The sequence below is a fragment of the Nocardia camponoti genome, assembly GCF_014646135.1.
GTDB classification, from domain to species: Bacteria; Actinomycetota; Actinomycetes; order Mycobacteriales; family Mycobacteriaceae; genus Nocardia; species Nocardia camponoti.
In genome coordinates this window covers 568,270-587,968 of record NZ_BMMW01000003.1, presented here as the reverse complement: position 1 = coordinate 587,968, position 19,699 = coordinate 568,270, and the positions used below count along the sequence as shown (strand labels likewise).

Sequence of the window (19,699 nt, the reverse complement as noted above, 5' to 3'; positions counted from 1 at the left end):
CCGATGACCCAAACCGCTGAAATCACTTACGAATCCACGTCGCGGTTCGCCCAAGTCACCGATGATCTGCGGCTGCACTATCACGAGGCGGGCACCGGCCCGACGATCGTGCTGCTGCATGGTGGCGGTCCCGGCGCTTCTGCGTGGTCGAATTTCGCGCGCAATATCGAAGTGCTCGCCCAGCATTATCACGTGATCGCGCCTGATCAGCCGGGGTACGGCAAGTCCGACAAGCCGGTCGATCACCCGCAGTACTTCGTGCACAGTTCCACCGCTTTGCTCGCGCTGCTCGACCACCTCAATATCGACGAACGCGTTGCGCTGCTTGGTAATTCGCTTGGTGGCGGCACCGCGGTGCGGTTCGCGCTCGACTATCCCGGTCGCGCGGGCAAGCTCGTATTGATGGGCCCCGGCGGGTTGAGCACGAACCTGTTCGCCCCCGACCCCACTGAGGGTGTGAAGCTGCTTTCGCGCTTCACCTACGAACCAACGCGCGACAACATCGAAAAGTTCTTGCGCATCATGGTTTTCGACCAGAGCCTCATCACCGACGAGCTGATCGATGAGCGGTTCGCGCTCGCGAACACCCCCGAGTCGCTTGGTGCGATGAAAGCGATGGGCAAGTCGTTCGCCAGCGCCGACTTCGAAAAGGGCATGCTCTGGCGCGACGCGTACAAGTTGCGTCAGCCGGTGCTGTTGATTTGGGGCCGCGAGGATCGCGTCAACCCGCTCGACGGCGCGCTACTCGCGACGAAACTTATCCCGCGCGTGCAACTGCACGTGTTCGGCGGATGTGGGCACTGGGCGCAGCTGGAGAAATTCGACGAATTCAACCGGCTCACCATCGATTTCCTCGGGGAGGGCTGATGAGCATCCGCGCCCTTGGCTATATGCGCATTCAGGCGACCGACATGGCCGCTTGGCGCGAGTACGGCCTCAAAGTACTCGGCATGATGGAGGGCAGCGGGCCCAACCCCGATGCGCTCTACCTGCGAATGGACGACTTCGCCGCGCGCCTGGTCATCGTTCCTGGCGATACGGACCGGCTGCTTGTTTCGGGCTGGGAGGCCACCGACGCGCGCGGGCTGCAGCAGCTGCGCGAGACGCTCGACAAGGCTGGCGTCGCGTTCGTCGAAGGGACGAAGGAAGAGCTGGGGGAGCGGCGCGTCGAGGGGATGATCCGCTTCGATGACCCGTCAGGCAACACGCTTGAGGCGTTCTATGGCGCGCAGTACCTTGGCCGCCGATTCGTCAGCCCGTACGGCCACAAGTTCGTGACCGCCGAACAGGGCCTCGGTCACGTGGTGCTCACGTGCACCGATGATGCTGCGGCACAGGCGTTTTACCAGGACATCCTCGGCTTCCGACTGCGCGACTCCATGCGACTGCCACCGCAGATGGTCGGCCGACCCGCCGACGGCGACCCGGCCTGGCTGCGCTTCTACGGCTGCAACCCGCGCCACCACGCGCTCGCGTTCCTGCCACTGCCGAACCCCACTGGCATCGTGCACCTGATGGTTGAGGTGGAGAATTCCGACGACGTCGGCCTCTGCCTGGACCGCGCGAACCGCAAGAAGGTGCGCATGTCGGCGACGCTTGGTCGCCACATCAACGACAAGATGCTGTCGTTCTACATGAAGACGCCGGGCGGCTTCGACATCGAATTCGGTTGCGAGGGACTAGAAGTCGACGACGACGATTGGATCGCGCGCGAATCGACCGCGGTGAGTCTGTGGGGTCACGACTTCACGGTCGGATTCAAGCAATGATCGACGGCCGCGAGTTTCGCAACGTCCTCGGGCAGTTCTGCACAGGCATCACCGTGATCACCACGGTCGACCCCGCGGGCGAGCCCATTGGGTTCGCGTGTCAGTCGTTCGCGGCGCTGTCGCTTGACCCGCCGCTCGTGCTGTTCTGCCCGACGAAGGGCTCGCGGTCATGGGCGGCGATCGAAGCTGCGGGCCGCTTCTGCGTGAATGTGCTTGCGGAAGAACAACAGTCGACGTGCGCGACGTTTGGCTCGCGCGCGGAAGACAAGTTCGCCGGTCTCGCTTGGCATAGTTCGCCTGGCGGTGTGCCGGTGTTGGAAGGTTCGTTGGCGACGATCGAGTGCACGGTGGACTCGGTAGTCGACGGCGGCGACCACTACATCGTGATCGGCCGCGTGCAGGCCATGAGCGAGGCGGGCGACGGTCGTCCGCTGCTGTTTTACCGTGGCCAGTACACGGGAGTGGCGCCGGATAAGTCGACGCCGGCCCCGTGGAGGTCTGATTTGGACAGTTTCCTGACGAATACGACGTTGGATACGTGGTTGTAGTCCTCGCGGATCAAGATCAACACGCTCTGGTGGCGAAAGTTACTCGCACGATGCCGCCACCAGAGCGTGCTCACCGATTTAGGGCCTGATGTATCCGGTCTAGGAACACATGTGGGCGCGCGTACAGCAAGTTCGCGCTCACCCGGATGATCCGCCAGCCCTGCGCTTCCAGTAGTGCGATGCGATCGATGTCTTTCGTGCGCTGAGCTGGGTCGGTCCAGTGCTGGGCTCCGTCGTATTCGACGCCGACTCTTGCCTCGCGCCAGCCCATATCGATGCGAGCGATGAACGCGCCGAATTGGTCGCGGATGACGATCTGCGTCTCCGGCGCGGGAAGCCCACTGTTCACGATGCAAAGTCGAGTCAACGACTCTGGCGGTGACTCGGCACCAGGGTCTACGTGTGCCAACGTGGTCCTGGCTATTGCGCAACCGCGCTCGCCCGGATGCTGGTCGCAGAAGTCAATGACCGCGCCAGGCGTGAGCGCGGTCGCGCGGCACAGGGCGTCGAGCACCGGGACGGCTTCATGCTCTGGCAATCGGCATGACAGGTCGAACGCGGTACGAATCGGCGTTGTCACTGGGTAATCGCCGACGAAACAGCGGTCGGCGGAAGGTATCCGGTGTTGAGTAGCCGAGATCCACTCTGGTGTTCGCCGGAAGGTTCTCACCGCGATCTCGGCTCTTGTGTCGTCGGCGATCCACTTGGTTCCGTGTAGCGCCGCGGCCGAACGACCGATAAGTACACCCTGTCCCTTAGTCCAGTGCACGGCGGCCTTCGCGCGGTCGATGGCGTCCATCTGGTGTCCGCGCGGCACGTAAGTATTGGGCGCGACGCGTGCGAAGTTCTTTCGCAGCTCCCATCGCGTCATAACCCCGGCTTCGACGGCCCACGACCCAATAAACGGCTCAGTTTGTTTGTCCCCCATGCGGTCGATAGTGCCCCTCGGGTACGACAAATCGGTGAGCACGCTCTGGTGGCGGCATCGTGCGAGTAACTTTCGCCACCAAAGCGTGTTGACCCTGCGCCAATACCTAGGTTGGGCGGGGGGACTGGCCGAAAAGGTGCGATGTTGCGTGGGCGCGCTTGAAGTACAGGTGGGCGTCGTGTTCCCACGTGATTGCTATTCCGCCGTGCAACTGGATCATTTCCGCTGCTACCGCTTCGAAGGCCGCAGTGCAGTGCTTGCGGGCCACCCATGCGTCCTCTGTCGACGAATCCGCTTCGCTCGCAAGTGAATTCGTTGCCAGTTGGGCTGCCGAATCTGCCGACTCGACCAACACGTACATGTCGGCCATGCGGTGTTTCAACGCCTGGAAGCCCCCGATTGGGCGCCCGAATTGCACGCGGGTCGATGTGTATTCGACGGTCTGGTCCAGGCAGTAGCGGGCGGCGGCGACCTGTTCCGCCGCGAGCGCGGTCCATGCGATTTCGCGCAGACGTTGGCGCAAGCCGGTCAGGTCGGCTGTCGCGATGCGGCGGGCCGGGGTGTCGGTGAACGTGATTGTGGCCAGTTGGCGGGTGGGGTCGAGTGCGGGGGTGGGAGTTCGGGTGACGCCTGGCGCTTCGGGATCGACCTCGTAGAGGCCGTCGTTGGTGAGCGCTAGGAGTACGTCAGCTTGTGTGCCGTGCAGAACGTAATGCGCTGTGCCGGTGAGTAATTCGTTGTCTACCCGAATCGGGGTTTCGTCCCAGCCCTTCGCGCCCGCCCAACACAGCGCAGCGGTGCGTTCGCCGGAGGCGAGGTCGGGGAGTAGGCGTTCGCAGGCGTCGTCGTCGCCCGAAAGTTGCAGGGCTTGGGTGGCGAGCACCGCCGACCCGAGCATCGGCACCCCCGACAGCACGCGCCCGAGCTCGCCGACAACGAGCAGGGCTTCGGTGAGCGTAGCCCCAGCTCCACCCCACTTTTCCGGGACCGCGAGCCCAGCAACCCCAATCTGCTCGCACAGCATGGTCCAGAGTTTCGGGTCGTACCCAAGCTCAGTTGTCATCGACTCGCGAAGCGCGGCAGACCCGGCGTGCTTGGTGAGCAGGGCGCGAAGGGAGTCGCGAAACTCGTCGAGTTCGTCAGCGGACATGTACGGATCCTTGGGGAGAAGGGGGGCGGTGGGCGGTCCGGGGTGCGCGATGCCCCGTGCCGGTTCAGGGTGTTATCCGGGACGCCGACTGCTGCGGTGCCCGATGTGCTTGCGGACAACACGGCTGAGGCAGCTGTGCGATCAGCACGTCGAGCGTTGGCCGGAGAGCCCGATGTGCTGGTGCACAAGACTGCCGCGGTGCCCGATGTGCTGGTGCACAAGACTGCTGAGGCATCTGTGCGATCGACACATCGGGCGTTGGCCGGAGAGCCCGATGCGCTGGTGCACAAGACTGCCGCGGTGCCCGATGTGCTGGTGCACAAGCCTGCTGAGGCATCTGTGCGATCGACACATCGGGCGTTGGACGGAGAGCCCGATGCGCGGCGTCGTGTGGATTGCTTGGGCTGGCGTACCGGCTCAAGAGAGGATCGCGGCTGTTGGTGGGTGGCAACGGTGATCAGGCGGGGCGGTCGGGTGGGGTATTGCGGAGGGCCGTTGCGATGCGGGCGCGGTGGAAATCAGGCGTGCCCCATGCGGTGCGGAGTGCGGTGGTTTTGGTCAACCAGAGCGACAGGTCGCATTCCGCCGTGTAGCCGATCGCGCCGTGCACCTGGAGTGCGGTCCGTGCTGCGCGGTGGGCGGCGTCGCCGCACGCGACGATGGCCGCCGAAACGTCACGTGCGCGATCGGCGGTGTCGAGGGTGAGTGCCGCTCGGTAGAGCAGTGGCTCGGCAAGGTCGAGGCCGATGAGCGCGTCGGCCAGCTGCTGCTTAACGGCCTGGAACTCGCCGATAGGACGACCAAACTGCTTGCGCGCCTTGGCATAGGCGACGGACTGATCAAGCATCGCCCGCCCGGCACCGAGCAGTTGTGCGGCACACCCGAGGACACCGACGTCGAAGGAGTAGTCGATGGCGTCCGCGTCGTCGGCCAGCACCTCGCCTGGTTCGACCCGTGTCAGCTTGCGGGTGGCATCGACGGATGTGACGGCGTCACCAACAATCGCGCGCGAGACGTTCCCGGGACTTGCGCCGGTGGTGTCGCCGTCGTTGTCAGCGCGCGTCGTGAGCCCGACGCCGACCGCACGCTGGGTTGCGTGCAGCACCAGGTCGGCGGCCCCGCTGTCCAACGCGAGTGCGGGTTTAGTTTGCGCAGGACGCCCTGGTTCGAGTGATGGCGTCGCGCCCGCGTGCCCGTTCGCGGCGAGCGTGGGCGTCGCGGTCTGATCGCGCACGCCCGCAGTGGTGCTCGGGTACGCGAAAGCGATGGTCGCTAATGTCGAGCCATCCGCGATGCGCGACAACGTAGCCTCGTCGACAGGCGAAAGGTGTTGCAGCAGTGCGGGAATCGCTGCCGCCGATTCCACGATCGGCCCCGGCACCCCGGCCCGACCAAGCTCGACTAACGCGACAACCAAATCCACCGCCGTTGCGCCCGCCCCGCCGTGTTCCTCGTCGACGATGAGTCCGAAAACGCCCATGTCAGCGATGCTGCGCAACAACGCGCGACCGGGGACGAAGTCGCCGTCAGCCCACGCACGCGCGATGCCCGGCACCTTCGCGGCGTCGAGAATTTTGCGGAGTTCGGTCGCGAAATCGACCTGTTCGGTACTTAGCGCGAACCTCATCGCGGCCCTCCTTGGGTAGTACGTGCGGTCCTCATTTGCGCGACTCCCTCGGCAAACCAAGGATGCGTTCGGCGATGATGTTTCGTTGAATCTCGTTGGTACCCGCATAGATTGGGCCCGCGAGGGAGAACAGGTAACCGTCGGTCCACGGACCGCGCTCCTCGCTACCAACCAGGTCAAGCGCGGTTTCGTGCATCGCGATGTCGAGGTCGGACCAGAACACCTTCGTAATCGACGACTCCGCGCCAAGTTGGCCGCCGTCGGCGAGGCGCGTCACCGTGCCGAACGTGTGCAGCCGGTACGCCTCGGCGCCGAGCCACGCGTCGACAACCGCGTTGCGTGCGGCGGTGTCTTCGGCCGAACGCTCCTCGCGCCACAGGTCGACGATCCGCCGCGCCGTCGCGCTGAACCGCCCCGGACTGCGCAGGGAAAGCCCGCGCTCGTTGCTCGACGTAGCCATCGCGACCCGCCAGCCCTCATTCGGCGCGCCGATCACGTCCTGATCAGGGACGAAAACGTCGTCGAGGAAGATCTCCGCGAAGCCGGGTTCGCCGTCGAGTTGGGGGATCGGCCGCACCGTGACGCCTTCGGCTGTGAGCGGGAACATCACATAGGTGAGCCCATGATGACGTTGCGCGTCGGGATCAGACCGAAAAAGTCCAAATGCCCAGTCCGCGAACGACGCTCGCGAACTCCACGTCTTCTGCCCGTTGAGCACCCAGCCGCCGTCGACGCGCGTAGCCCGCGACCGCAAGCTCGCCAAATCCGACCCCGCCTCAGGCTCCGACCACGCCTGCGCCCAAATGTCGTCGCCGCGAGCCATGCGCGGCAGAATCCGCGCGAGTTGCTCCGGTGTCCCATGCTCGAAAAGTGTTGGGGCGAGCAGGAATATGCCGTTCTGCGCGACGCGACCGGGCGCACCAGCCGCGTAATACTCCTCTTCGAAGAGCACCCACTCAAGGATCGACGCGTCCCGTCCACCAAACTCGCGCGGCCACGAAACCGCCGACAATCGCGCGTCGGCGAGCGTCGCCTCCCACTCCCGATGCGCTTCGAAGCCGGCGGCAGTGTCCATCGACGGCAGCGGTCGATGTGGCACGTTCGCGGCCAGAAACTCCCGCACTTCGAGCTGAAACGCCCGCGCGCTTGGCTCAATATCGAGATCCATCTACCGGCCCGCCTTCGTTGTTTCCGTTGCCGCAGAGTCCGCCTTGCTGGCGCTCAGATTGGCCGCAACGGCGTCGCTCTCGCCAACGCCGTTGCCGCCGAGCCCGACAGCACCTTCGGCAGCCTGGGTGACCGCATCATGGTCGCCCGAACCAGGGTCTGCGGCGCTCGCGTTATCGGCCTCCGCGCCAGTCGCACCCTTGCCCCCCTGCGCGGCAGTCCCCGCAGCCGCGCCGCGCATCGTCCGCGCGTTCATCCCACCGAGAGAGTCCGCGCCAACTTCCGCGTTGTGCGCGTGGGCGAAGTGGTGGAGGCCGAAAACCGAGTCCATTCCGGAGCGCATCCCCATCAGATCCTCGGCCTGGTTCACTGCCTTTTTCGTGAGCGCCAGACCGAATTGCGGCATGGCACTGATCTTTTCGGCAAGCGCGAACACCTCGTCTGACAACGCGTCGCGCGGCACAACCCGGTTCACCATGCCCCACTCCTTGGCCTGCGTCGCGCCGAAGCGGTCGCCGGTGAAGAGGAATTCCTTCGCCGCGCGCGGGCCCATAACCCACGGGTGCGCGAAGTACTCAACGCCCGGAATCCCCATGCGCACAACAGGATCGGAGAAGAAGGCGTCGTCGGAGCACACGATCAGGTCGCACACCCACGCCAGCATCAGCCCGCCAGCGATGCACGCGCCCTGCACCATCGCGATCATCGGCTTAGGCAGCTCGCGCCACCGTCGACACATCCCGAGGTACACCTCGGACTCACGCGCGAACCGCTGGTCGCCACCTTCGCGCGCAACGTGGTCCCACCACAGCGCGGCCTTGTTTTCATAGACAACGTCGTGGTCGCGTCCTGGCGTCCCGATGTCGTGGCCAGCGCTGAAATGCTTTCCGGCACCGGCCAATACGATGACCTTGACCTCGGGATCTTCGACAGCGCGAACGAACGCGGCGTCGAGCGCGTAGGTCATCTGCGAATTCTGCGCGTTGCGGAATTCGGGCCGATTCATGGTCACCACCGCGACCGACCCGCGCACCGCGTAGGTGACGACCTCTTCTGACAGGCTCACGCCTTCTCCTCACGTAGCTCGCGCTTGAGCACTTTGCCTGCCGCGCTGTAGGGCAATTGGTCGCGGAATTCCACGATTCGGGGGACCTTGAAGTTCGCGAGATGCTGTGTCGCATAAGCGATTACGTCGCGCGGTTCGAGCTGCGAGCCCGGCCGCACCACAACGAACGCTTTGCCGACCTCGCCCATGCGCTCGTCGGGCACCCCGACCACCGCGGACTCCGCGATCCCGTCGAGGCGCGCGAGCGTCTGCTCGATCTCCGCCGGGTACACGTTGAACCCGCCGGTGATGTACATGTCTTTGAGCCGGTCGGTGATGCGGAGGTAGCCGCGTTCGTCGAGTACGCCGATGTCGCCGGTGTGCAGCCAGCCGTCGGCGTCGATGGCCTCGGCCGTGGCGGCGGGGTCGTCGAGGTAGCCGAGCATCACGTTCGGACCGCGAAGCAGCACCTCGCCCGCGTCGGAAAGTCGCAGCTCAAAGCCCGCAATCGGGCGACCGCACGTGCCCGCGATCGTTGCGGCATCGTCGTCGGCGCGGCACATCGTGCCAAACCCGGACGCCTCCGAAAGGCCGTATCCGGTGACAACAACGTCGAAAGCGAGCTCGGCGCGCATCCGTTCAATCAGGACCACCGGCACCATCGCCGCCCCGGTGACCGCGACGCGCAGCGAACTCAGGTCGCGCTCGGACCGCGACGGTGCGTCGAGCAGCGTTTGGTAAATGGTCGGCGGCCCCGGCAATACCGTGACGCCTTCAGTTTCGATGAGCGACAACGCCTTTGGTACATCGAAGCTCGCCTGCGGAATCATCGTCGCGCCGGTGAGCACGCACGCGAGCATCCCCGCCTTGTACCCAAAGTTGTGGAAGAAGGGGCTGATCACGAGGTAGCGGTCGCCCGCGCGCACGGTGGTGCACTCGACCCACCCGCGCACCACGTCGAGCGCCTGCCGATGCGCGACAAGCGTGCCTTTGCTGCGCCCGGTGGTGCCGGAGGTGAAGAGGATGTCGGCGATGTCGTCGGGCTGAACTTCGCCGGCCCGCAGTTCTCCGTCGCTGTCACTGACCCCGGCCGCGCCCGCGAGGAACTGCGCCCAGGAGAGGCTTGCCACCGGACTGCCGACTTCCGCGTCCGAATCCGCGGTAGCCGACCCAGGTTGCACGTTCGCCGCGTCGAGACTGGCAGCATGCGGCGAATCCGCTGCCGAGGAATCGTCTGGATTCGTGTCCCCACCTTGGGCAGCGAATTCTGGGTCGACGGGCACGGCAGTAGTCGAGCCGGTCGCTAGGGAAGGCGAGGTTGAATCTTCAACCGGGACGGCGATTACCGTGCCCGCGACGCCCGCATCGACCAGCTCTGTCGCGCGGTCGCGGCCAAGGAACGGGCCTGCCGCGAAGATCGCCCTGGCGTCAACTCGCTCAAGCACATCAACGGCCTCGCTGACCACATACCGCGTGTTCAACGGCACCAAAGCCGCCCCGACCGACTGCGCGCCCAGCGCGGCGACCACCCAGTGGTAGGTGTTCGGCGCCCACATCGCGACGCGGTCGCCCCGCTCGACCCCAATCGCGATCAACGCCCGTGCCGCGACGCGCACTTCATCGAGTAGTTCAGTCCAAGTGAGGCGGGCGGGGCCGTCGATGATGGCGAGATCAGCGGGGTGAGCTGCGGCGATGGCGCGCAAGGCCTGTGGAGTTGTGTGTGCGGAAGGTGACACTGACGTTCTCCTAACAAAGCAAGTGCTTGGTAGGTTACTCTATCGACGTGGGCGTGATCCAGACCTCAGATTCCGATACCGCGACCAACGACGCGGCGTTTCGGGCAGAAATTCGCGACTGGCTTGCCGAGAACCTCGAATCCGGCCAGTTCGCGACCTTGCGCGGCACCGGCGGCCCCGGCCGCGAACACGAGTTCTTCGAGGAACGCCTCGCGTGGGACCGGCATCTCGCCGCATCCGGCTGGACGTGCCTCGGGTGGCCGACTGAACACGGTGGCCGTGACGCGACCGTCGCGCAGCAGGTGATTTTCCACGAGGAATACGCGAAAGCTGATGCGCCTGCGCGTGTTTCGCACGTTGGTGAGGAACTGCTCGGCCCGACGGTCTTAGCGTTCGGCACCGACGCACAAAAGGAGCGTTTCCTGCCGGGCGTGCGCTCGGTCGACGAACTCTGGTGCCAGGGCTACTCCGAACCGGGCGCTGGTTCCGACCTCGCCGCCGTCAGCACCTCCGCCCGCCTCGACGGCGACCGCTGGGTGATCAACGGGCAGAAGATCTGGACGTCGCTAGCGCACGTCGCCGACTGGTGCTTCGTCATCGCCCGCACCGAGCGCGGGTCGACGCGCCACCACGGCCTTTCCTACCTGCTTGTTCCGATGAATCAGCCGGGCATCGAGGTCCGGCCAATCGAACAGCTAACGGGCACTTCAGAATTCAACGAGGTCTTCTTCACCGATGCGGTGACCGACGCTGACCTGGTCGTCGGCGCACCCGGCGACGGTTGGCGCATCGCGATGGGCACGCTCACTTTCGAACGCGGCATCTCGACGCTCGGTCAGCAGATCCGCTTCGCCCGCGAACTCGCCGACATCGAAGCGCTCGCCCGTCGAACCGGCGCACTCGACGACCCGCTGATCGTCGACCGAATCGACAACGCGTGGGTCGGCTTGCGCGTTCTGCGCGCGCACGCGCTGCGCACGATGAGCGAGGCGAGCACCGACGCGGGTGGCGCATCGGTGTCAAAACTGTTGTGGGCCAACTGGCATCGCGATTTGGGCGAGCTAGCGATGGCGGTGCAGGGCGCGCTGGGTTTGGTCACCGACCCCGACGACCTCACCGCATGGCAACGCCTCTACCTCTTCACCCGCGCCGACACGATCTACGGCGGCTCAAACGAGGTGCAGCGCAACATCATTGCCGAACGCGTGCTCGGCCTCCCACGCGAGGCGCGCCCGTGAACAGCGGTGCCACCTATGCGCCTGCGACCGTCCCGCCGAGCCCGAATTGGTATCGCTCCCGTCAACGTCGGCAACGCCGCCCGTACGCCTGCGACCAGTCGCCAAGCCCGAGCGACCCACGCCAACGTCGGCAGCGCGGCCTATGCGCCTGTCACCGGTCGCCGAGTCCGACCTGGCATCACCTCTGCCCATGTCGGCGTCCGCGCGTCAGCGCCCGGACAGCGAGCCCGAGTTGGTATCGCTCCCGCCAACGTCGGCAGTGCCGCCCGTACGCCTGCGGCCAGTCACCAAGCCCGAGCTGACATCACCTCTACCCACGTCGGCAGCGCCGCCTACGCGCGCACCGCCCATCACATTTGTCCCGGTCAGGAGTAGTTATGAGCTCACCGCTATCCGTCCCTCCCACCCCAACGCCCGGGCACAACCTGCTCGTTGGGCGCCGTGCCGTCGTCACTGCTGCCGCGGGCACCGGCATTGGGTCGGCGACCGCGCGCAGGCTCCTTGAAGAAGGGGCCGACGTCGTCGTCTCCGACTGGCATGAGCGTCGGCTCACCGAAACCGCCGAGCTGCTCGCCAAAGAATTTCCCGAGCGCGAAATCGGTGCCGTCGTCTGCGATGTCCGCGACACCGCGCAGGTCAACAACCTGATCGAGGCGTCCGGTCGCATCGACATCCTCGTCAACAACGCCGGGCTCGGCGGCGAAACGCCCGTCGTCGACATGACCGACGAGCAGTGGGACACCGTCCTCGACATCACCCTCAACGGCACCTTCCGCTGCACCCGCGCGGCCCTGAATTACTTCCGCGGCGCGGGGCACGGCGGGGTGATCGTGAATAACGCGAGCGTCCTCGGCTGGCGCGCGCAGCAAGGTCAGGCTCACTACGCGGCGGCGAAAGCCGGGGTTATGGCGCTCACCCGATGCAGTGCCGTCGAAGCCGCCGAACTCGGGGTGCGGATCAACGCCGTCGCCCCGAGCATCGCGCGACACCCCTTCCTCGACAAGGTCAGCTCAACCGAACTCCTCGACGCCCTCAGCGAGCGTGAAGCATTCGGTCGCGCCGCCGAACCTTGGGAGATCGCCGCGACAATCGCCATGCTCGCTAGTGACTACACCACCTACTTGACCGGCGAAGTGGTGTCGGTCAGTAGTCAACGCGCATGATGACGGGCGTGACCGCACCCGACACCGCCAAACGCAACCGCCGCGCCGAGCTGCTCGACCTCGCCGCCGACCTGTTCGCCGAACGTGGCCTCCGCGCCACCACCGTGCGCGACATCGCCGACTCGGCAGGCATCCTTTCGGGCAGCCTCTACCACCACTTCGATTCGAAAGAGTCGATGGTCGACGAGATCCTGCGCGGGTTCCTCGACGAACTCTTCGGTCGCTACCGCGAGATCGCGGCGGCTGGCCTGAGTTCGCGAGACACGTTGGAAGCCTTGGTGATTGCGTCATACGAGGCGATCGACGCTCATCACGCGGCCGTCGCGATCTACCAGGCCGAAGCAAAAAACCTGCGCGACGTCCCCCGCTTCGCCTACATCGGCGACTTCAACACTGAGTTCCGCGAGCTGTGGCATCGCGTGCTCGCCGCAGGCGTCGCCGATGGCAGTTTCCGACCCGAACTCGACGTGGAACTGGCCTTCCGGTTCTTGCGCGACACGGTGTGGGTCGCGGTCCGCTGGTACACGCCGGGCGGCCCCATCACCGTGAAAAACCTTGCACAGCAATACCTCACGATCGTGCTCGACGGTTTAACCGTGAGCTAGCTAGGAGTTCTCATGACCAGCCGCCCCTACACCCCGGCCCGCGAGGCTTACGTGATCGACGCGGTGCGCACCGCCGTCGGTAAACGTGGCGGCGCGCTCGCCGCCGTTCACCCCGCTGACCTGGGCGCTGCCGCGTTGCGCGGCCTCGTCGACCGGACCGGGATTGACCCGGCCGTTGTCGACGATGTGATCGTCGGCTGTGTCGACAACATCGGCCCGCAGGCGGGCAACATCGGCCGCACCATGTGGCTGACGGCGGGCTACCCGGAGGAAGTGCCGGGCGTGACGGTCGACCGGCAGTGCGGGTCGAGCCAGCAGGCGATTAACTTTGGCGCACAAGCGATTATGAGCGGCACGGCCGAAGTGATCGTTGCCGCTGGCGTGCAGAACATGAGCGCGATCCCGATTTCGGCGGCGATGTTGGCAGGGCGCGAGTACGGGTTCGACTCGCCGTTCGTCGGCGCTGAAGGGTGGGACGCGCGCTACGGGACGGGCGAGGTTTCGCAGTTTCGGGGCGCGGAACTGATCGCGGAAAAGTGGGGGATTACCCGCACTGACATGGAGGAATGGGCGCTGCGCAGCCACAAACGTGCGCGTGCGGCGATCGCCGACGGTCGGTTCGAAGCGGAGATCGTGCCAGTTGGCGACTTCACCGTCGACCAAGGTCCGCGCGAAACGAGCCTGGCGAAAATGGCGACGTTGCAGCCGTTGAGCGAGGGTTCGCCGCTTACCGCGGCAGTTGCGAGCCAGATTTCCGACGGTGCGTCGGCCACGTTGCTCGCCTCCGACTGGGCTGTTCAGGAATACGGCCTCACCCCCCGTGCCCGCATCGTCCACGTGAGCGCGCGCGGCGCCGACCCAATCTTCATGTTGAGCGCCCCGATCCCAGCAACGCAGTACGCGCTTGAGCGAGCTGGGTTGAGCATCAACGACATTGACGTGATCGAGATCAACGAGGCGTTCGCCCCGGTGGTGTTGGCGTGGATCAAGGAGATTGGCGCTGACCCGGAAAAGGTGAACGTCAACGGTGGCGCGATCGCGTTGGGCCACCCACTTGGTGCGACGGGCGCGAAGCTGTTCGCGACGTTGCTGCACGAGTTGGAGCGCGTCAACGGCCGCTACGGGTTGTTGACGATTTGCGAGGGTGGAGGCACGGCCAACGTGACGATCATCGAGCGGTTGGACACGGAGTAGGAGCCACCGCCAGCTCGCTGGTCGCCAAGTGGGGCGACCAGCGAGAGTGCCGCCGCCGGGTTCGCAGAACGAAGTGGCATAAACGTGCACGTTCACGGACTTTCGGGGGAAATTGCGGCCTTTCGCGCGAATCTGCACGTTTATGCCATGGCTATTGCAACAGGCTGGTTGCTACCTAGGCGGAACACGAAAGAAGGCCTGGTCCACGCGGGCCAGGCCTTCTTGACGAGCGCCTAAGACGTCGCAGGCTCAACAACCAAACTGTTCACCGACGCGATGCGCGACGCAGCGTCGCTCACGATCTCGGCGATCAAGTCCGCCACCGTCGGCAAATCCGAGATAATGCCCGTGACCTGGCCCGCAGGCAAAATGCCCGCATCGGTCCTGCCCTCAACCAACGCCGCCTTCGTCAGCATCGCCGAGTTCGCGGCCATCACCACCTGCGACCACGTCAGATCCTTGCCTCGCCGCATCGCCAATCCGTCGCGAACAAGCGCCGACCACTTCATCCCAGTCATTGACTTGAACTTCGCCGCGTTGCCAACCGCGGCGGACAGTCCGCGCCAGCCGCCCGAATGTTCAAGTCGCTCAACCAAATCCGTGTTCAGCATCCGGTGTGGCACCCCGTCGACCTTCGCGGAAACGACCGTGTCGCCCAGACCGCGCGCCAGGTATTCCGCCTTCACCGCGTCCGGCACCGTGCTCTCCTGCGTCAACAGGAACCGCGTGCCCATCGCGACGCCAGCCGCCCCATACGACAGCGCCGCCGCAAGACCGCGCCCATCGAAGAACCCGCCTGCCGCAACAACGGGAATGTCTACCGCGTCCAAAACCGAAGGCAGCAACAGTGTCGTCGCGACCGGCCCCGTGTGACCGCCGCCTTCGCCACCCTGCACGATGACCGCGTCCGCGCCCCACGACGCGACCTTCACCGCGTGCTTCGCCGCGCCAATCGACGGAATGACAACAACGCCAGCGTCTTTCAGCCGCGCGATCAGTTCCTTCTTCGGCGCGAGCGCGAAGGAAGCGACGGCAACCTGCTCGGAAATCAGTAGCTCAATGCGCTCCAACGCGTCGGTGGCGTCAGCGCGAATGTTCACGCCGAAGGGCCGCGACGTGAGCGACTTCGTCTTGGCGACGGCAGCGACAAGCTCGTCGTAGGTCATCGTCGCCGACGCGAGAATCCCGAGGCCACCCGCGTTCGCGGTAGCCGCGACCAGGCGCGGGCCAGCGACCCACCCCATCCCGGTCTGCACAACGGGGTGCTCGATCCCGATCAGCTCGGTGAGCGGAGTACGCAACCTCATGCCGCAACCTCCCCGCACTGGACCCGCATAGAAACGCACTGAGCGCCGTCACGGAGATTCATGCCCGCACTTCCTTGTCACGAAAACCCTTGGGGTCAAGCACGTCCCGAATCAGGCGTAGTTCCTCGTCGGTGGGCAACCGCGTCTCGCCCGCCTCGGTCAACCCGGCGACCTCAAACGACGTCTGCTCAGCGACCTCGTCCGCCGAAACCCCCGGATGCAGCGACAGCGCCCGCATCGTCGATTCCGGACCACCGAAGTCGAACACACCAAGGTTCGAAACAACCCGATGCAGGTGGTGGAACCGGTAAGCGGGGTTGGTCGCGTCGACCTTGTCGTAGCCAATCCCAGAAACCACATCGACGGTGTCGCAAAAGACGCGCGGGCTGTGGTTAGGCACGAAGTAGCTGGTCGCGTGGTTAATCGTGTTGCCCGGCGCACCGCGCACGCCGAACATCTGGCGCTTCGGATGCTGCAACGGACCGAACGCCGACAGGTTCTGGTTGCCGAATCGGTCGAGCTGGTTCGCACCCATTACGACGTGCCGACGACCAGAAGCGACAACGTCGAACACCTTCGAAAACGGAATCCATCCCTCGATCGGCGCACCCGACCCAATCGCGGGGACATCGGCGAAGAACAACGCTTCACCGTCGGAAAGCAGCAGGTCAGGCTCGAAAGTCAGCCGAGCCAACCGCGCCCCGATCGTGGTGACAGTCGACATCGGGCTTGCCATAATCTCGCCCGCCCCCCGAAAAATCTCGGCGGCGGCGACGACGCAAACCTCAGCACGGGTGGGACTCATCGCGACTCCTCAGCGAACGCCGCAACAGCGGCCTGGTACTCCGACTCGGAAACATCCAGGTAGCGAGCCTTGAACTCGGTCCACGACTCAGCCGACTGCGCCGCGGCCACATAGTGCTTCTGGAACCGCTCGTCGCGGCCGTATTCACCAGCGAAAGTGAAGTGCGCGCCGCCGGGTGCTTCGACGACCCCGTCGATCATCATGCGGTTGAGCAAAAGCGCTTGGCGCGGAACGGTTTTCACAAGTTCTTCGGTGTCGACAACCCGATCAACCGACACGTAACGGCGCTCTGCCGCAAGGCAATACAGATCATCGAAGTACGGGTCGACCCCGGTGTAGGCGGCATTCCCGTGGCGATCGGCGAGGTCAAGGTGAACCAACGCCGCGTCCAGCTGCAACGCGGGCATCGCGATCAACGTCTCGGTCTGGCCATCGGTCGGATACGGCGAATCGACCGTCTTCAGCTCGCCTTCCCAAAAGTCGACGACCGACGACCCGAGCCCTGCGCGAATCGGCAAAAACGGCAGTCGCGCGGCCGCCGCTTGCAGTCCGCACTTCACCATGCCCTCGTCCATCTCGCGCACAACGAGCTGCCCCGACGTGCGCGCTTGGGCGAACCACGGGTCATAAAACGGCGCGGAATCGAGCGAAACGAACCCGTAGTACGCCTTGCGCACCTTGCCCGCCGAGCACAGCAGCCCCAGGTCAGGGCCGCCATAGGTGACAACAGTCAGGTCGGTAACATCCGACCGCAACAGCGCGCGCACCAGCGCCATCGGCTTACGCCGCGAACCCCAGCCGCCGATGCCGATCGTCATGCCGCTACGCAGCTCGCCGACCACCTCGTCGAGCGTCATCGTCTTGTCGCGCATGGAAATTCAGCTCTCCTTCTTCTGCGCGGCGATGTCGTCGTCGAAGCGGGCGCGGATCTCGTCGGCCACGCCAGCGAGGTTGAGTTCCATCGTGAAGCCCTGTTCGTACCGGTAGGAGCGGTGCACGTCTTGGACGTCGATCCCGTTCAGCGCGCGCTTGGCCGCCCGAATCACGCGGGGGTCCTTGTCGGCGATGTTTTTGGCGACTTCCATTGCGGCAGCGTCGAGTTCGGCGCGCGGCACCACCTTGTACACCGACCCGAAATGGTGCAGCTGCTGTGCCGTGAGCTTGCCCGCGGTGTAGAACATCGTCCGCATCAGGTGCTGGGGGACCAGTCGCGCCAAATGCGTTGCGGCACCTAGTGCTCCGCGTTCGACTTCGGGCAGTCCGAACGTGGCGTCGTCGGAAGCGACGATGACGTCCGCGTTGCCGACCAGTCCGATGCCGCCGCCGAGGCAGAACCCGTTAACCGCCGCGATCACCGGAACTTCGCAGTCATAGACGGCGGCGAACGCGTCGAAGCAGCCGTGGTTGGCGCGAATGAGCGCGGTGTGGCCGCTGTCGGCGTTCATCTCCTTGATGTCGACGCCCGCGTTGAACCCGCGCCCTTCTGCCCGCAACACGACCACCCGGGTGGAAGGTTCGCGGCCAGCCGCCCGCACCGCGTCGGCCAGCGCGAACCATCCGTCGGATGGCAGTGCGTTGACCGGCGGGTAGTCGACTGTGACGACTTCGACGCCAGTCGTTTCGGTGTGCCGATTTATCCCCATCGATGTCCCATCTCAAGACAAAGCAAGCAATTGCTTGGTAGGTTAACACGATGGCGATAGAAATCGACCTTTCCGGCCAGATCGTGCTGGTGACCGGCGGCGTACGCGGGGTCGGCGCTGGTATCAGCCGCGCGTTTCTGGCTGCGGGCGCGACGGTGCTCACGTGTGCGAGACGGCCGCTTGAGGAACGAATCCGGTTTGGTGACAACGAAATTGAGCACCGGACATGCGACGTGCGCGATCCCGACTCAGTGGCGGCGATGTTCGCCGACATCGTCGGGGTGCACGGCCGCGTCGACCACGTGGTCAATAACGCGGGCGGTGCGCCGTTCGCACTCGCGGACGCGGCTAGCCCAAGGTTTCACTCGAAGATCGTCGAGCTGAATCTCCTTGCCCCACTGCTTGTTTCGCAACAGGCGCACGCGGTGATGCAAAAGCAGAACCACGGCTCGATCACCATGATCTCCAGCGTGAGCGGCCACCGACCGTCGCCCGGCACCGCCGCTTACGGCGCTGCCAAGGCGGGCATCGACAGCCTTGTCGGCTCGCTCGCGGTCGAGTGGGCACCGATCCGGGTGAATTCCGTCGTCGTCGGGCCGGTCGAAACCGAGCAAAGCCACCTGCATTACGGCGACGAAGCGGGCGTCGCGGCAGTGGCGAAGACGGTGCCGCTTGGCCGCCTCGCCGCACCCGCCGACGTGGGCAATGCCGCGCTCTTCCTCGCGTCTGAGATGGCCGAATACATCAGTGGAGCAGCGCTATTGGTCAACGGGGGCGGCGAGCGACCCGCCTTCCTTGACGCCGCCACAACTAATCACTAACGAAGGAAAGACATGCAAGACAAACTCTGCCAAGACCGCACGGTGATCGTGACCGGCGCGGGCCGGGGAATCGGCCGCGCACACGCGCTCGCCTTCGCCGCCGCTGGCGCGCGGGTCGTCGTCAACGATGTCGGCACCGCGCTCGACGGGGCGGCGACGACCGAAACCCCCGCGCAGCAGGTCGTCGACGAGATCGTCGCGAATGGTGGTGTCGCCGTTGCCAATTACGATGACGTCGCCGACTGGCAAGGCGCACGCAACCTCGTTGACCAGGCGATTGTCGCCTTCGGCGGCCTCGACGTGCTCGTCAACAACGCGGGCTTCGTCCGCGACCGCATGCTGGTCAACCTCAGCGAAGACGAATGGGATGCCGTCGTTCGCGTGCATCTCAAAGGCCATTTCGCGACGATGCGCCATGCCGCCCAGTACTGGCGTGCCGAGGCGAAGGCGGGCAGGACGCCCCAAGCGCGCGTAATCAACACCAGCTCCGGCGCTGGCCTGCAAGGCAGCGTCGGCCAGGGCAACTACGGGGCGGCGAAAGCGGCGATCGCCGGACTCACGCTCACCGCGGCGGCGGAATTCGGCCGATACGGCGTGACCGTGAACGCCATCGCGCCCGCTGCCCGCACCCGGATGACCGAAACCGTCTTCGCCGAAACAATGGCCGCCCCCGACGCGGGCTTCGACGCGATGGCGCCGGAGAACATTTCGCCGCTCGTCGTGTGGCTTGGGAGTGCGGAATCCGGCAATGTGACTGGCCGAATGTTTGAGGTCGAAGGCGGAAAGGTCGCGCTTGCCGAGGGCTGGCGGCACGGCATTCCGGTCGACCGCGGTGCCCGCTGGAACCCCGCTGACCTGGGCCCCGTTGTCGCCGAACTGCTTGAGAAAGGGCAGGTGCCGGAGCCGGTTTACGGCGCATGACCGGGCGATAAACGTGACGACCGCCACGCGTA

General features: G+C 65.4%; 18 protein-coding genes and 1 pseudogene. 9 read left to right on the top strand and 10 right to left on the bottom strand.

Going from position 1 to position 19,699, the window contains the following annotated elements; translation table 11 throughout:
* Nucleotides 1-3 precede the first annotated feature (3 nt).
* The 3 genes from hsaD to hsaB are packed head-to-tail and all read left to right on the top strand — an operon-like array spanning nucleotide 4 to nucleotide 2,317.
* Complete coding sequence (hsaD, locus tag IEX78_RS17605) at nucleotides 4-867, top strand: 4,5:9,10-diseco-3-hydroxy-5,9,17-trioxoandrosta-1(10),2-diene-4-oate hydrolase (protein WP_188830064.1); 864 nt, start codon at nucleotides 4-6, stop codon at nucleotides 865-867.
* The gene (gene hsaC / locus IEX78_RS17600; protein WP_308426563.1) at nucleotides 864-1,769 is read left to right on the top strand and encodes an iron-dependent extradiol dioxygenase HsaC; all 906 of its coding nucleotides are present in this window, start codon (nucleotides 864-866) and stop codon (nucleotides 1,767-1,769) included. The genes hsaD and hsaC overlap by 4 nt, the downstream gene beginning before the upstream one ends.
* Nucleotides 1,766-2,317 carry a 3-hydroxy-9,10-secoandrosta-1,3,5(10)-triene-9,17-dione monooxygenase reductase subunit gene (gene hsaB, locus IEX78_RS17595; protein ID WP_308426556.1) on the top strand — a complete coding sequence of 184 codons (552 nt, stop codon included), beginning with the start codon at nucleotides 1,766-1,768 and terminating at the stop codon, nucleotides 2,315-2,317. Before hsaC ends, hsaB begins: the two co-directional genes overlap by 4 nt.
* A gap of 70 nt (nucleotides 2,318-2,387) precedes the next feature.
* Here the strand turns inward: hsaB and IEX78_RS17590 are convergent, their stop codons facing one another.
* The 6 genes and pseudogenes from IEX78_RS17590 to IEX78_RS17565 all read right to left on the bottom strand — a co-directional run bounded on the left by IEX78_RS17590 (nucleotide 2,388) and on the right by IEX78_RS17565 (nucleotide 9,970).
* Nucleotides 2,388-3,245, bottom strand: a complete 858-nt coding sequence (locus IEX78_RS17590) for a PDDEXK-like endonuclease domain-containing protein (RefSeq protein ID WP_188830062.1) — start codon at nucleotides 3,243-3,245, stop codon at nucleotides 2,388-2,390.
* 106 nt (nucleotides 3,246-3,351) lie between these two features.
* Nucleotides 3,352-4,395, bottom strand: a complete 1,044-nt coding sequence (locus IEX78_RS17585) for an acyl-CoA dehydrogenase family protein (protein ID WP_188830061.1) — start codon at nucleotides 4,393-4,395, stop codon at nucleotides 3,352-3,354.
* 457 nt (nucleotides 4,396-4,852) lie between these two features.
* Nucleotides 4,853-6,022, bottom strand: coding sequence for an acyl-CoA dehydrogenase family protein (locus tag IEX78_RS17580; protein ID WP_188830060.1), 1,170 nt, complete (start codon nucleotides 6,020-6,022; stop codon nucleotides 4,853-4,855).
* A gap of 31 nt (nucleotides 6,023-6,053) precedes the next feature.
* The gene (locus tag IEX78_RS17575) at nucleotides 6,054-7,190 is read right to left on the bottom strand and encodes an acyl-CoA dehydrogenase family protein (RefSeq protein ID WP_188830059.1); all 1,137 of its coding nucleotides are present in this window, start codon (nucleotides 7,188-7,190) and stop codon (nucleotides 6,054-6,056) included.
* Nucleotides 7,191-7,391: 201 nt separating this feature from the next.
* Nucleotides 7,392-8,195 (bottom strand): annotated as a pseudogene (locus IEX78_RS17570) (enoyl-CoA hydratase); the annotation flags it as partial.
* A 56-nt stretch (nucleotides 8,196-8,251) separates the two neighbouring features.
* The gene (locus IEX78_RS17565; protein ID WP_188830058.1) at nucleotides 8,252-9,970 is read right to left on the bottom strand and encodes an AMP-binding protein; all 1,719 of its coding nucleotides are present in this window, start codon (nucleotides 9,968-9,970) and stop codon (nucleotides 8,252-8,254) included.
* 47 nt (nucleotides 9,971-10,017) lie between these two features.
* Here IEX78_RS17565 and IEX78_RS17560 point away from each other — a divergent pair, with 47 nt between their 5' ends.
* The 4 genes from IEX78_RS17560 to IEX78_RS17545 all read left to right on the top strand — a co-directional run bounded on the left by IEX78_RS17560 (nucleotide 10,018) and on the right by IEX78_RS17545 (nucleotide 14,170).
* Nucleotides 10,018-11,208: an acyl-CoA dehydrogenase family protein gene (locus IEX78_RS17560; RefSeq protein WP_188830057.1), complete on the top strand. Its 1,191-nt coding sequence runs from the start codon at nucleotides 10,018-10,020 to the stop codon at nucleotides 11,206-11,208.
* Between the two features lie 377 nt (nucleotides 11,209-11,585).
* Nucleotides 11,586-12,371 (top strand): SDR family oxidoreductase, encoded by a 786-nt coding sequence (locus IEX78_RS17555; protein WP_188830056.1) that lies wholly within the window; start codon nucleotides 11,586-11,588, stop codon nucleotides 12,369-12,371.
* A complete protein-coding gene (locus IEX78_RS17550; protein ID WP_188830269.1) occupies nucleotides 12,371-12,976 on the top strand; it encodes a TetR/AcrR family transcriptional regulator in 606 nt (201 codons plus the stop codon). Before IEX78_RS17555 ends, IEX78_RS17550 begins: the two co-directional genes overlap by 1 nt.
* 12 nt (nucleotides 12,977-12,988) lie before the next feature.
* A complete protein-coding gene (locus IEX78_RS17545; protein ID WP_188830055.1) occupies nucleotides 12,989-14,170 on the top strand; it encodes an acetyl-CoA C-acetyltransferase in 1,182 nt (393 codons plus the stop codon).
* 233 nt (nucleotides 14,171-14,403) lie between these two features.
* Here IEX78_RS17545 and IEX78_RS17540 read toward each other — a convergent pair whose 3' ends face one another.
* The 4 genes from IEX78_RS17540 to IEX78_RS17525 are packed head-to-tail and all read right to left on the bottom strand — an operon-like array spanning nucleotide 14,404 to nucleotide 17,925.
* Nucleotides 14,404-15,477 carry an NAD(P)H-dependent flavin oxidoreductase gene (locus tag IEX78_RS17540; RefSeq protein WP_188830054.1) on the bottom strand — a complete coding sequence of 358 codons (1,074 nt, stop codon included), beginning with the start codon at nucleotides 15,475-15,477 and terminating at the stop codon, nucleotides 14,404-14,406.
* Nucleotides 15,478-15,535: 58 nt separating this feature from the next.
* The gene (locus IEX78_RS17535) at nucleotides 15,536-16,282 is read right to left on the bottom strand and encodes a CoA-transferase subunit beta (protein ID WP_188830053.1); all 747 of its coding nucleotides are present in this window, start codon (nucleotides 16,280-16,282) and stop codon (nucleotides 15,536-15,538) included.
* Nucleotides 16,279-17,154 carry a CoA transferase subunit A gene (locus IEX78_RS17530; RefSeq protein WP_188830052.1) on the bottom strand — a complete coding sequence of 292 codons (876 nt, stop codon included), beginning with the start codon at nucleotides 17,152-17,154 and terminating at the stop codon, nucleotides 16,279-16,281. The genes IEX78_RS17535 and IEX78_RS17530 overlap by 4 nt, the downstream gene beginning before the upstream one ends.
* A gap of 6 nt (nucleotides 17,155-17,160) precedes the next feature.
* On the bottom strand, nucleotides 17,161-17,925 hold the full coding sequence (locus tag IEX78_RS17525) for an enoyl-CoA hydratase family protein (RefSeq protein ID WP_188830051.1): 765 nt from the start codon (nucleotides 17,923-17,925) through the stop codon (nucleotides 17,161-17,163).
* A 50-nt stretch (nucleotides 17,926-17,975) separates the two neighbouring features.
* Between IEX78_RS17525 and IEX78_RS17520 the strand changes: the two genes are divergently transcribed.
* On the top strand, nucleotides 17,976-18,746 hold the full coding sequence (locus IEX78_RS17520) for an SDR family oxidoreductase (protein ID WP_373291607.1): 771 nt from the start codon (nucleotides 17,976-17,978) through the stop codon (nucleotides 18,744-18,746).
* Nucleotides 18,747-18,758: 12 nt separating this feature from the next.
* Entirely contained in the window at nucleotides 18,759-19,667 is a 909-nt protein-coding gene (locus IEX78_RS17515; protein WP_188830050.1) for an SDR family oxidoreductase, read from the top strand.
* Nucleotides 19,668-19,699: the final 32 nt, after the last annotated feature.